The organism is Methylophaga lonarensis MPL (assembly GCF_000349205.1).
GTDB classification, from domain to species: Bacteria; Pseudomonadota; Gammaproteobacteria; order Nitrosococcales; family Methylophagaceae; genus Methylophaga; species Methylophaga lonarensis.
This window is the reverse complement of the sequence record NZ_APHR01000069.1, coordinates 1-12,137: the sequence shown is the minus strand read 5'-3', so window position 1 is coordinate 12,137 and position 12,137 is coordinate 1. Positions and strand designations below refer to the sequence as shown.

The window sequence follows — 12,137 nt, the reverse complement described above, 5'->3', positions numbered from 1 at the left end:
GTGGTTCATCTTCAATGATTAAAATGCTTGCCAAAGTTTTAGCTGCCCGTATGTTGTATTGGAGTTAAGTGGCAAACTGATACGCATCAATGTGCCTTTGCCGTCAGGGTTGTTTAAGGCTGCAACGTGTCCGCCATGAGCGCCAATCATGCCCCGGCAGATGGCTAATCCCAGCCCATGACTTGTTTGATTATCGCCACGAGACAAGCTGTAAAACATATCAAACACTTTTTCCTTGTCTTCGTCCGGAATGCCTGGCCCCATGTCGATAATATCAATGTGCAGGCTGCTGTCGTCCTGATGCGCTTTAATCTTTACCAGCGCATTTTCGGTGCTGACTTTAACGGCGTTATCGAGCAGATTAACAATCGCTTGTTCAATCAATAATCCATGCACATGAATGATAGTGTCTTGCACATCGATCTCTGCATCAAAATGTACACCATTGGTTGCAGGTGGCATTCGTTTGATAGCGCTATGGATAATATCGTGAATGTCTACCCAGTCACGCTCAAGTTTGACTTGATCATTGCCAAAGCGGGTCATATCCAGCAGGTTTTGAATGTGGCGATCCAGTCGCTGTGCTTCTTCCACAATAGATTTCAGTAGAGCTTGTCGGTCTTCAATACTGAGTGCATGGTCATATTCGATAACTGACGTTCCAGCACCAATTATTGAGGAGAGTGGTGTTCGCAAATCATGTGAGACGGACGATAACAATGCTGAACGCAGCTGCTCCGTTTCAGCATGGAGTTTGGTTTGAGCCAGTTCGTTAACCAGTTTGATCCGGTGTAAGGCGAGGGAGGTTAAATGACAAAATGTTTGGATACCTTTGCTTTCTTTGTCGTTTAACCGTTTGTTAATAGCGACTAAGCCAAGCGTTTTTTGGCCTAGCCTAATCGGAAAAAATCGCCAGCCTTTATGCCAGCAAAAGGTATCTAGGTCTTTGGTTAATACCTGCCGAAAGGTTGCTTCATTGGGATAAACCTTTGAGTCGCCCTGATGTTTAACAAAAATCGCCGTTTCGCTCGTTTCGGCCATAACGACATCGGTAGCATGACCTAAAAAACTCCTCACAGACTGCATCATGATGTCCATTACCGTTTCAACATCGGTTGCCGATGACATTTTCTGACTGAAATCATAAAAGTTAGTCAGTCTTTTTAGTGACTGCTGATAATGCGAAATCGCCCGTCGCATTCGTGATGCCATATCAACGGTTAACAGCGCCACTAATAAAAACAGTACGAGCGTGGCGATGTCACTTTGATGAATGACATGAAACGTGAAATAAGGCTCGGTAAAGAAAAAGTTAAAACTCAAAAAACTCAGCAGGCTAGCGACGATGGCAGCCCCATGGGAGGTTAATGTGGAAACTAAAAAGACGCCTGCCAGAAACACCAATAACAGGCTAGTGTAGGGCAAGTAGTTATTTAAAACCTGTGCCAGAAAAGTGAGTAGTAGTACTAACAGTGCGGCAAAAGCATACTGGTAAGCGGGATGAGCTGTGAATCTAGCTTTTAAATTTAAAATCATATTAACGCCGCTATTAAGCCGCCCAGTTATGATGGTTATTCTTCACCAGAATCGTCGCATTAAAAAATAAAATTTTCATAAAATTTTTACTTTCTTTTTAGCTGACACGTCAACGCTGAATTTTAATAATGTACGCAACTCAATCAAGCATGCGGGCCAACGATGTCATTTCCAGGGTGTTTGCGTAGCGGTAAGAATGCAATAAAGGCTGATAAATAATGCATTGGCGAGCAATTATCAGGCTGTTCGGGCTGTTACTGATGTTTTACAGCCTGAGCTTTGTGCCGTCACTGTTGGTGTCACTTTATTATAGCGATGGTCAATGGCAGGTTTTTGCCAATTCTAGCCTGGCTGTCAGTTTTATTGGTCTTGTGTTTTGGCTGGTCAACTATCAACAGCGTGATGAGTTATCGATCAGAGACGGTTTTTTGGTAGTGACGCTGTTTTGGATTTTGCTGGGGTTGGTGGGCGCTCTGCCATTTATTCTCGGTTTGCATTTAGATCTGACCGATGCCGTATTTGAGTCAATATCCGGTTTTACCACAACCGGCGCCACTGTCATTTCAGGCTTAGATGCGTTACCAAAATCAATTTTATATCATCGCCAGCAAATTCAATGGCTGGGTGGGATGGGCATTATTGTGCTTGCGGTGGCGATTTTGCCATTGCTTGGTGTGGGCGGCATGCAACTGTATCGGGCTGAAACTTCGGGCGTTGCTAAAAATGAAAAACTTACACCCAGGATCGCTGAAACGGCGCGCTCTTTGTGGCTGATTTATGTGTTGCTGACAATCTGTTGTGCCATTGCTTATTGGTTGGCAGGGATGAGTGCCTTCGATGCTATCGGCCATGCTTATTCAACGGTCGCCACCGGAGGATTTTCAACCCACGATGACAGCATTGGTTTTTTCAACAGTCCGCTGATTGAAACCATAGCTATCTTTTTTATGCTGGCAGGTGGCGTCAATTTTGCCGTGCACTTTCTGGTATTACGGCGCCGGCTTTTGTCTCCATATGTACAAGATTCTGAGGCACGTACCTATGGCTGGCTCTTTATCCTGGCGACACTGTTTATCGCCATAAGTCTCTATTTTGCGGGTAGTTATGCAACGGGAACAGAGGCTTTTCGTTATGCCGCTTTTCAAGTGGCTTCAATTTTAACCAGCACAGGTTTTGGCACTGCTGTTTTTGCCGAGTGGCCACTTCATATTCCGCTGGTTTTAGTCATTTTGTCATTTATCGGTGGCTGTGCCGGTTCGACGTCAGGTGGCATTAAAGTGATGCGGATCATGATGCTGGCCAAACTTGGGGTACGGCAACTGGTTCAACTGGTGCATCCAAGATCGGTTTCCGTCATAAAAATGGGTGAACGGCCTGTTGCCGAGTCCGTGCTGTTTTCAGTTTGGGGCTTTTATGTGCTGTATATCTTTACGGCATTGATGCTGACCGTTGCCATGATGGCGGCAGGATTGGATCTGGAGTCAGCGTTTGGTGCTGTAGTCGCCACGCTGAATCTGTTAGGTCCCGGGTTAGGTGAAGTGGCTTCATCATTTGCAACGGTCGATGCCATTGTTAAATGGCTCGGCGTGTTTGCCATGCTGGTTGGCCGCCTTGAAGTATTCACCTTATTAATTTTGTTTTTGCCGACCTACTGGCGTAACTGATTATCTGGAGAGTTGCAGATGAAAATTATCATTCTCGGTGCAGGACAGGTCGGCAGTTCTACCGCAGAAAGTCTGGCGAATGAAGGCAATGACATTACAATTATTGACCAAAATCCAATACTGCTTGAGCGCTTACAAGAGCATCTGGATATTCGGACGGTCGTTGGCTTCGCTGCCTACCCTGAGACCCTACTCAAAGCGGGAGTCGAGGATGCAGATATGTTGATCGCGGTTACCCATAACGATGAGGTGAATATGGTAGCGTGCCAGATCGCCAGCTCATTGTTTAACACGCCCAAAAAACTGGCCAGAGTCCGAGCTACAGACTATCTCGAATATCCTGCGCTGTTTAATCTTGATGCTATTCCAATTGATGTCTCCATTAGTCCGGAACAACTGGTGACCGAGTATATTGCCGACTTAATCGAACAACCTGATACCTTGCAAGTGCTGAACTTTTTTGAGGGGCTCGCACAATTAGTTGCTGTCAAAATCGACCACGGCAGTGATATGGATGGCCGGTCAATAGAGGATCTGCTGGCGTTACTGCCGAAAGTGCAAATGCGGGTTGCCGCAATATTCAGAAATGAGCAGCTCATTAAACCGGATGGTGGTGCTAGTTTACAGGCAGACGATGAGCTGTTTTTTCTGGCAAAAAAACAACAGGTTCGGGATTTGGTTAAAGTCTTTAAAAAAGACTATCAACCCTACCAGCGTTTGGTGATTGCCGGCGGTGGGCATATTGGCAAACAGTTAGCTCAGCGGTTGGAGCAGGATCATCACATCAAAATCATTGAACATGATGAAAGCCGGGCCAGAACACTGGCAGGGGAGTTGCACAGCAGTCTGGTGTTACATGGGGATGTCGGTGATGCCAATTTACTCAAAGAAGAGCAGATCAACAAAACCGATGTTTTCTGCGCCGTAACGAATGATGATGAGGCTAATATTCTGTCTGCCATGCTGGCTAAACGACTGGGTGTCAGAAAAGCATTTTCCATTATCAGCAAAGCAAGTCATGTCGATCTGGTGGAGGGCACCAGTATTGATATTGCTGTTTCACCGGCACAAATCACCATCGGCACATTGCTTAGACATGTTCGCCGTGGTGATGTGGTCACCGTTCATTCACTACGACAAGGTGCTGCAGAAGCTATTGAAATTGTTGCCCATGGCGATAAACAAACCTCACAAGTAGTAGGTCGCAGACTGGATGAACTCAGGCTTCCGGCCAGTGCCACGGTAGGTGCCTTGCTGCGTGATGGTCAGATATTCTTTGCCCACAAAGAGATTCAAATACAATCAGAAGATCATCTGGTTATATTTATTGCCAACCAACAAGATGTAGATGCTGTTGAGAAGCTATTTCAGGTGGGGTTTGAGTTTTTGTAAGCCCAATAATTCTATTGTGAGTCTGATAAAAATCACAAAATCTAGCAGGGATTGGCCGGTGAAACGGCTCAGATTTTAAATTCTGAACATCCTGATAGACCCTCGATAAGTTGTCATAACGCACATTATGCGATCCGCACGAGTGGCGGTCATTTTGGCTGTATTTTGCCCTGACCGAATGTTCGCATAATGTATATTATGTTAAATAGACCATTATCAAATATGTCTCTTATTAGATGTGAGTACTTAGACACATCATTGTCATACCATCTCGCCTATCGTGGCAAAATTGCGGTTTTATGACCGGAATACACGTTGATTATCGATCATGCTTTGTTGCGGACTGATCTATACTGGTGCTTTAAAACAGATGGAGAGCAAATTATGAGTTGGCGAGAGAACTCCGAAGAAAAAACTTATTCTGACGATGAAGTCACTGCCCGTCTGGAAAAAGAGTTACCGCACTGGTATCTGGAAAATGGCTGGATTAGACGCAAATACAAAACCAGTGGCTGGAAAAGCACATTGATGGTGGTGAATACCGTCGGTCACCTTTCTGAGGCTGCATTTCACCACCCTGACCTGACCGTGTCATATGCATTTGTTATCGTCAAACTGACCAATCATGCCGCTAAAGGCATTACAGACAAGGACTTTGAACTGGCTAAAATGATCGAAAATGTGGTGATGTGGCAACCAGGCCTTGAAGATTCTGCATTGACTGGTGTGCCAGATGATCCGCGCTTTAAGTACATCAAATACGATTAGCAACGGAGGGATTTCCAAGATGAACGAAGAAACACTCAATATGCAAATCAGGCAGTTTTTGAAACAGGTCGGTGTCTCCTCTCAGCGTGAAATTGAGCAGGCTATCCATAATGCACTGGACAATGATGATATTGAGGGTGATGAGAGCTTCAATGTCAAAGTGACACTCTCCCTCCCCGCACTTAACTTGCACCACGAGGTTTCTGGCACGATTAAACTGGACTGAGTTTGTCTGGAGCGCCACTTATGCAAATTGAAATTGAAGAATCAATTAACGTGCTCGGTGAGCCACTGCAAACATGCAGTGGTTCACCAGTCACCGGCTTTTACCGAGATGGTTGCTGCAACACCAGTGACGCAGATTTTGGCTCTCACACGGTGTGTGTGATTGTGTCGCAGAACTTTCTTGAATATTCACGCTTTCGCGGCAACGATTTATCAACGCCTCAACCTGACTTTGGTTTTCCTGGTTTGCAGCCTGGAGATCGTTGGTGTTTGTGTGCCCAGCGCTGGCTGGAAGCCCATCAATATCAAATGGCACCGCGAGTTGTATTATCGGCGACCCATCGCAGAGCGTTGGATATCATCCCCTTGGATGTGCTGAAAACTTATGCGATAGACCTTAACTAAATCAAAAGGTTAAACCCTAAATCTCATGCAGATTGTATTTGTGCAATTTCTGAAAAAAACTGTTCAACCCGGTCGATATCCTGCGTGATTGGCATGGCTGGCAGGCTTCTTAAAAACAATTTCCCATAGGGCTTGTTGAGCAAACGCGGATCACACAGCACCAATAAACCATAATCTTGTTGATCGCGGATCAACCTTCCGATGCCTTGTTTGAGTTGAATAACTGCAGATGGGATTTGAATTGAGCGAAATGGGTTACCGCCCCTCTCCTTCAGATAATTGATTCTGGCTTCAAGCACTGGATCACCGGGTGAGGCAAAGGGGATCTTGTCAATCAACACACAAGACAGTGCCTCACCTTTAACATCTACCCCCTCCCAGAAACTATTGGTGCCCAGCAAAACGGCATTGCCATGTTCACGAAACTCTTCCAGCAGTGCAGTTTTTGATCGATTTCCTTGCACCAGCACGGGATAGTCACTGGCTTCCAGTTCTTGCGCAACCTGATGCATGGCACGGTAGCTGGTGAACAGTAAAAATGTTCTACCTTGGCTGATGGCAATGACTTGTTTGGCAATTTCAGTAATGTGCTGGGTGTAATCCGGATGCTGCGGTTCCACCGGCACATTTGGCAAATACAGCAAACTTTGTGTTGCATAGTCAAAGGGGCTGTCCCAACTCGCTGTATCCGCATCTGCAATGCCAAGTTGACGGGCAAAGTGATTGAAATTTCCAGCCACACTCAATGTCGCAGAGGTAAATACCCATGCGGTTGGTTTGGTTTCCAGCCATTGTTGAAAGGGTTCACTGACCTCGTGTGGTGTTGCGTGCAAAATAAAACCCGAAGTTCTGATATCCAGCCATAAAATCATGTTGTTATCAGCAGATTCTGGAAGAAATTGTTCCAGACGATGCAATAACTCTTCGGCTCTGAGCGCACATTGATTGAGCCCTTTGCCCCGCTCCGCCGCCAATTGCAGTTCATCCAACAATGATTCAATTGCGCTGAGTAGCGTTTCCAAAGCCTCGGCCACTGCGTTATTGGCATAGATAGTCAGCCATGGCACCCGGTTTTCCTGAGAACCGATATTAAAAATCAGTTGCTCCAAGCGGGCCTGCACCTTATCGCAATGTTGCTGCAGGCTGTTCATATCCGCGGCCTCAACCGTCATTTCACGGACCGTGTCACGGCACAACTCCATGATTTGATGACTACTGATACGGTGTCCCAAAAACTGACTGGCAATCGCCGGCAATTGATGTGCCTCGTCAATAATGTAGGCATCAGCTTCTGGCAATACTTCGCCTTGGCCTGATGATTTGAGCGCAAAATCGGACATCAACAGATGATGATTAATCACCACAATATCTGCCTCTTGTGCCTGACGTCTGGCCTCTGCAATAAAGCACTGGCTGTATTCAGGGCATTGCTGACCCAGGCAGTTATCTACGGTAGATGTGATGCGTGGCCACAACGGAGATTGTTGATCCAGAAAGTCCGTTTCGCTGAGATCGCCCGACCGGGTTTGATCTTGCCAGTTTCGAATCTCATGCAGCAGTGCGCTGTAACTGAGCCAGGCAGGATCATGTTCAGTCATGGCGAGACGATGATGACAAAGATAGTTGCTTCGACCCTTGAGAATTGAGGCTCGAAAAGGAACAGACATCACTTCACGAAGTACTGGCAAGTCTTTGTTATATAACTGTTCCTGAAGATTTTTTGTACCGGTAGATATGAATACTTTTTGACCCGAGAGAATGGCCGGTGCCAAATAGGCAAATGTTTTTCCGGTACCCGTGCCCGCCTCCGCAATCAGCAAAGATTGTTGCTCAAGTGTTTGTGCGACGCGCTGCGCCATTTCCTGTTGTGCCTGACGAGGCTGATAACCTTCGATGTGTCTGGCCAACGCACCATTCTTGTCGAATAATTCTGAAATTGCATCAGAAACTGTGTGTTCCATCCTTTGGAAGGATCCTTGTATCGTATCGTGGCTATTTACAGCGCCGTTGATCGGAAATATGGTTTCCGAACGTTGGATGATAGCTTATCAGTTCGACCAGATCTCGTCCTGTTCGCCAGTTTCAACCATCCAGACACGCTCACCAATGATTTTGAACTGGGCCACAGACATCGCACCGCGTTTCTTGTTTTTGCTGTCTTTACCCGTTAAGGCGTCGCTGATATCAGCCTTGCTGGCTTGATACATTTCGACTGGCTGATAGGCATCATCAAACAAAACCAGCACCACCAAATCCCAATCCTGCTGCGGGTTAAGCTGACCAATTCTCGGGGTTTTGCTGGTATCAAACATTGCCCGCCCCTTGATGATCACTTTTTGACCTTCACGGCTATCGCTGCCAACTGCATCGTAACCGAGTGACGCATCATCAAGCAGCTTGAGCTTTAAGGCTCGCGCGGCATCATAGCGAGCAATTTCGCCAGTCACTGGCAACGCGGTGCCTGTTGTCTGACGATAACGCGCCGCAAGCTGTCGAGTCTCGTGCATGAGCTTGTCTATGGAATATATATCCATCTCATCCTGTATCGCCGAAACGGTCACGGTTCAGATTATACCTTGCAAAAAAAAACGGTCTGACCGATATAGCGGCCAAACCGTTAAGTTTTTGAGCTGTGAATTAATCACAGGCTTGGACAACTATATTGTCCGCCAGTTTCACTCAGTTATTTTTTTGCGTCCAGTTCTTTCTGGTAGTACTTGTGAACCAGCTTGTCCTGATTTTCCAGCAAGTAGTCGATGCTTGGCTCGTTATTCATCGCTTTTTCAATCGCGCGACGAGTGGCTTCACGATGAATATTAAACAATGCTTCGTGGTCCAGATCTTCAACTGTGGTGATGCTAGGATTCAGCCAGACAGATACGATGATGCCCAGATCGTTGGCTTTTTCTTTTGGAATAGTGCCGTTACGGACTGCATCCAGTACACCATTGGCGATAGCGCCTTGCACGGTACCCATCAGGATATTGGTGTAAGCAGTTTTCTTAACCGTTACCTTGCTGACCATCAATGTCGCCGGACGAACTTGCATATCTGTGTTCATCAGTGCCAGAACGCGGGAGTGTCCTTGCACCTGATCGCCCATCAAGTTGGCAAATGCTGTACCAAAAGGACCATCCAGTTCACCGATAACAACTTCAGGCTCAGCCGCTGTAAATGGAGGGCCTCCAGCGACCAAAGCTTCACCGGTACGCATGATAATTCTCTCACTCATCAGGGTGTTCTCCTCTGTTGGTTTTTACCCAAAACTGTTGATTATCCTTGTCTGGGCAGGCTGTCGCAAGTTGATCTGCCTTTTCCCGGCAACAGAAGCCGGTTAATATCTGCTGATTTATTTTGGTGAAACCCATGTCAGAACTGAAAACACCTTATGAACGCATCGGCGGTGAACCTGCGGTTCGCAAACTATGTCAGACCTTTTATCAAATCATGTGCGAGACGCCGCAGACAGCTTTGATTCGGGATTTACATCCACAAGATATTGCCAGCAGTGAAGAAAAGTTATTTATGTTTTTGTCCGGCTGGTTGGGCGGACCGTCACTGTATACTGACAAATATGGTCATCCCAGACTCAGAGCCAGACATTTACCGTTTTCAATCGGCATAGAAGAAAGAGATCAATGGCTGTACTGCATGGCTCAAGCGCTGAAAACACTGGATCTGGAACCCTTGTTTGCAGAACAGTTGATGTCGTCATTTGTGCAAACCGCAGATTTCATGCGTAACAGAGCTGAGGAATCCTGAAAATGAACATTGGTGCCTTGATTATCGGAGATGAAATTCTCAGTGGTAAACGTCAAGACAGGCACTTTAATCATTTACAGCAGCTACTGGCCTCAAAGGGGCTGGAACTGAGTTGGACAGTCATCGTGGGTGATGATGCCAGTCAACTTGAACGCTTCCTGAGTTTTACCATGCAATCTGAGGATTTGGTATTCAGCTTTGGCGGCATTGGTGCAACACCCGATGACCGCACTCGTCAAACCGTCGCCAAAGTTGCCAATGTCGCACTGGCGCCGCATAGCGAAGCAGTTGCAGCTATAGAAGCCAGGTTTGGAGCTGATGCCTATCCAAACCGGATTTTGATGGGACACTTGCCTGTAGGCAGTCGGCTGATTCCCAACCCCGTCAATCAGGTGCCCGGCTTTTCATTCCAACATCATCATTTTATGCCGGGTTTTCCGGAAATGGCCTGGCCGATGTCAGAGTGGGTACTCGAAAAGTTATATCCGGACTTGCGAAATCAGGCGCCTGCTTTTGAAGAAAGTATTTTTGTCATCAACGGCCGCGAATCAGACTTGTTGCAAACCATGAACAAGATTGTCGATGACTACCCTGCCCTGCGCCTTTCCAGTCTGCCGCATCTGGGGCAGGTTCCCTACATAGAACTCAGCTTGAAAGGTCCGAAACATCAGGTGATTGAAGCAATGCTGTTGTTAAAGTCCGCCATTGAACAAGTCGGGCTCAATTGGTCAAATCAACTGACCGGCAATAACTGAAACCACAGCGGTAAAGTCACCATGCAACACAAGGTGGTCAGTGTCACACCGGCCGCATATAAAGCACTGTCCAGTTGATATCGCTCACAAATGACAATGCCAAACACCATCGTCGGCATTGCAGCTGACAACACCACCGTCACCATAATGTCCTGTGGTACACCTATCAAGTAACTACTCAGCCACACCATGGCTGGCACCACCAACAAGGTAATTGCAACCACAGGGGCCAACAGTGGTAAGAAACGCACGCGCAAACTTTCCCAGCGGATGCTCATTCCCAGTGCAATCAGCATCAGCGGCACAACACCACCGGCCAATGTTGCCAACGCTGAATGGATGATCGCGGGTCTGGCAACATCAGTCAGATTCAGCACAATCGCAATAGTCACGGCCCATAAGGGTGGAATTCTCAGCAATGCCCGCAGTGGATGTTCTTGAGATTCCTGTTGACCATAATGCCTGGCCATCAATATTCCCAAAGTCATCAAGATCGGGGTACAGGCAAACAAGTCATATTGCAGAATAATGGCGTTGGACCAGCTGCCGAGGACTTGATCCAACACTGGCAAGCCCAGATAGGTTGCGTTGGGGAAAGTTGCAGCCAGTAATAATGCCCCTTTTTGGGCGGATGTTGTGGTGGTGAAGCGTAGTACCAGCCACATTGCCAATGCTCCAAAAGCAAGACCGGTCATGGCGAGCAATGAAATTCTCAATGAATTGCTATCCAGCGGTGCCGCCCAGATGACATCAATCACCATGGCTGGCAGCAGAATGTAAAACACCAGATCGGTCAGTGCCCGGCGGTGTGCAATCGCTGGAATATGGCTGGGAGCGAGTCTCTGCCAGAGCGTGCCTGCGGCAATCAATAATGCCATTTGGGCCAATACAGGAAACATCATGATGCCTTCATTCACTGATAAACACAGATCGTATCAACAGCCCCCTTAAAACAAAAGCCGTTGACCGGGTCACAAGAATTGACTTGCTTGCTCATCTGGCGCCGCGTATCGTTATTGAGTATCCAGAATTTCGCATAAAAAACAAACAGCTTAGCCTGAGACTTTATGTCAGTTGTTAAGCAATTGAATCGACTCACATTAGATGGAATGCGCCATGTCTCTATCCAAACAGCTTCTTGTCCTTATCAGTCTGATTTTCTTTATTGTTTTTTCCGTCAACTTCCTGCTCAGCGTCAACAACATTCGAAGTTATCTTGAAGGTGAATCACAAATTCACGTTCAGGACACCGCCACTTCGCTCGGTCTGTCGATGAGCCCGCATATGGCCGATGAAAACGACCCTATTTTGCGCACCATGATGAGTGCGATTTTTGATATGGGGTATTACCGCGAAATGCGCTTGCTCAACGTCGATGGTGATGAACTGGTGCGTTTGACCAACACCGAACGATTACAGGGCGTGCCTGACTGGTTGATTCAGTGGCTACCTATGGAAACGGCAACAGCTGAAACGGAACTCAGTTCTGGCTGGAATATCGCCGGCACGCTGTATGTCACCAGTAATCCGGGCTACGGCTATCTCAAGCTCTATCAGCAAATCAAATCAACACTTACCTATTCGCTGGTAATTTTTGCCCTGACCGTATTGCTGCTCTATCTGGTACTGA

The 12,137-nt window shown here is 46.9% G+C and carries 13 protein-coding genes; 8 read left to right on the top strand and 5 right to left on the bottom strand.

Translation table 11 applies throughout. The features are described from left to right. Nucleotides 1-18 precede the first annotated feature (18 nt). A complete protein-coding gene (locus tag MPL1_RS11520; protein WP_009727313.1) occupies nt 19-1,536 on the bottom strand; it encodes an ATP-binding protein in 1,518 nt (505 codons plus the stop codon). 218 nt (nt 1,537-1,754) lie between these two features. Here MPL1_RS11520 and MPL1_RS11515 point away from each other — a divergent pair, with 218 nt between their 5' ends. The 5 genes from MPL1_RS11515 (at nt 1,755) to MPL1_RS11495 (ending at nt 5,990) form a co-directional block, all read left to right on the top strand. Further along, nucleotides 1,755-3,200, top strand: coding sequence for a TrkH family potassium uptake protein (locus tag MPL1_RS11515; RefSeq protein ID WP_009727312.1), 1,446 nt, complete (start codon nt 1,755-1,757; stop codon nt 3,198-3,200). Nucleotides 3,201-3,218: 18 nt separating this feature from the next. Further along, nucleotides 3,219-4,592, top strand: coding sequence for a Trk system potassium transporter TrkA (gene trkA / locus MPL1_RS11510; protein ID WP_009727311.1), 1,374 nt, complete (start codon nt 3,219-3,221; stop codon nt 4,590-4,592). Nucleotides 4,593-4,976: 384 nt separating this feature from the next. Next, nucleotides 4,977-5,360, top strand: coding sequence for a 4a-hydroxytetrahydrobiopterin dehydratase (locus MPL1_RS11505; RefSeq protein WP_009727310.1), 384 nt, complete (start codon nt 4,977-4,979; stop codon nt 5,358-5,360). Nucleotides 5,361-5,379: 19 nt separating this feature from the next. Continuing rightward, entirely contained in the window at nt 5,380-5,586 is a 207-nt protein-coding gene (locus MPL1_RS11500) for a DUF6494 family protein (RefSeq protein ID WP_009727309.1), read from the top strand. A gap of 32 nt (nt 5,587-5,618) precedes the next feature. Further along, a complete protein-coding gene (locus MPL1_RS11495) occupies nt 5,619-5,990 on the top strand; it encodes a DUF2237 family protein (RefSeq protein WP_268743776.1) in 372 nt (123 codons plus the stop codon). A gap of 23 nt (nt 5,991-6,013) precedes the next feature. Here MPL1_RS11495 and MPL1_RS11490 read toward each other — a convergent pair whose 3' ends face one another. From MPL1_RS11490 to fae, 3 genes are all read right to left on the bottom strand, one after another. Further along, nucleotides 6,014-7,951: an ATP-dependent DNA helicase gene (locus tag MPL1_RS11490; RefSeq protein ID WP_009727307.1), complete on the bottom strand. Its 1,938-nt coding sequence runs from the start codon at nt 7,949-7,951 to the stop codon at nt 6,014-6,016. A gap of 87 nt (nt 7,952-8,038) precedes the next feature. After that, a complete protein-coding gene (locus MPL1_RS11485) occupies nt 8,039-8,497 on the bottom strand; it encodes a hypothetical protein (RefSeq protein ID WP_235045583.1) in 459 nt (152 codons plus the stop codon). Nucleotides 8,498-8,673: 176 nt separating this feature from the next. After that, nucleotides 8,674-9,222 (bottom strand): formaldehyde-activating enzyme, encoded by a 549-nt coding sequence (fae, locus tag MPL1_RS11480; RefSeq protein WP_009727305.1) that lies wholly within the window; start codon nt 9,220-9,222, stop codon nt 8,674-8,676. Nucleotides 9,223-9,356: 134 nt separating this feature from the next. Between fae and MPL1_RS11475 the strand changes: the two genes are divergently transcribed. Beyond that, on the top strand, nt 9,357-9,752 hold the full coding sequence (locus tag MPL1_RS11475) for a group II truncated hemoglobin (protein ID WP_009727304.1): 396 nt from the start codon (nt 9,357-9,359) through the stop codon (nt 9,750-9,752). Nucleotides 9,753-9,754: 2 nt separating this feature from the next. Continuing rightward, nucleotides 9,755-10,507: a competence/damage-inducible protein A gene (locus tag MPL1_RS11470; RefSeq protein WP_009727303.1), complete on the top strand. Its 753-nt coding sequence runs from the start codon at nt 9,755-9,757 to the stop codon at nt 10,505-10,507. Here the strand turns inward: MPL1_RS11470 and MPL1_RS11465 are convergent. Then, complete coding sequence (locus MPL1_RS11465; RefSeq protein WP_009727302.1) at nt 10,486-11,409, bottom strand: AEC family transporter; 924 nt, start codon at nt 11,407-11,409, stop codon at nt 10,486-10,488. The genes MPL1_RS11470 and MPL1_RS11465 overlap by 22 nt on opposite strands. 214 nt (nt 11,410-11,623) lie before the next feature. Here MPL1_RS11465 and MPL1_RS11460 point away from each other — a divergent pair. Beyond that, a partial coding sequence (locus MPL1_RS11460) for a LapD/MoxY N-terminal periplasmic domain-containing protein (protein ID WP_009727301.1) occupies nt 11,624-12,137 on the top strand: 514 nt, incomplete at its 3' end.

Bases quoted from the DNA above. Each gene is read 5' to 3' on its own strand.
- MPL1_RS11490 (WP_009727307.1), bottom strand. From the start codon at position 7,951: ATGGAACACACAGTTTCTGATGCAATTTCAGAATTATTCGACAAGAAT.
- MPL1_RS11485 (WP_235045583.1), bottom strand. From the start codon at position 8,497: ATGCACGAGACTCGACAGCTTGCGGCGCGTTATCGTCAGACAACAGGC.
- trkA (WP_009727311.1), top strand. From the start codon at position 3,219: ATGAAAATTATCATTCTCGGTGCAGGACAGGTCGGCAGTTCTACCGCA.
- MPL1_RS11515 (WP_009727312.1), top strand. From the start codon at position 1,755: ATGCATTGGCGAGCAATTATCAGGCTGTTCGGGCTGTTACTGATGTTT.
- MPL1_RS11475 (WP_009727304.1), top strand. From the start codon at position 9,357: ATGTCAGAACTGAAAACACCTTATGAACGCATCGGCGGTGAACCTGCG.
- MPL1_RS11500 (WP_009727309.1), top strand. From the start codon at position 5,380: ATGAACGAAGAAACACTCAATATGCAAATCAGGCAGTTTTTGAAACAG.
- MPL1_RS11520 (WP_009727313.1), bottom strand. From the start codon at position 1,536: ATGATTTTAAATTTAAAAGCTAGATTCACAGCTCATCCCGCTTACCAG.
- fae (WP_009727305.1), bottom strand. From the start codon at position 9,222: ATGAGTGAGAGAATTATCATGCGTACCGGTGAAGCTTTGGTCGCTGGA.
- MPL1_RS11465 (WP_009727302.1), bottom strand. From the start codon at position 11,409: ATGATGTTTCCTGTATTGGCCCAAATGGCATTATTGATTGCCGCAGGC.
- MPL1_RS11505 (WP_009727310.1), top strand. From the start codon at position 4,977: ATGAGTTGGCGAGAGAACTCCGAAGAAAAAACTTATTCTGACGATGAA.
- MPL1_RS11470 (WP_009727303.1), top strand. From the start codon at position 9,755: ATGAACATTGGTGCCTTGATTATCGGAGATGAAATTCTCAGTGGTAAA.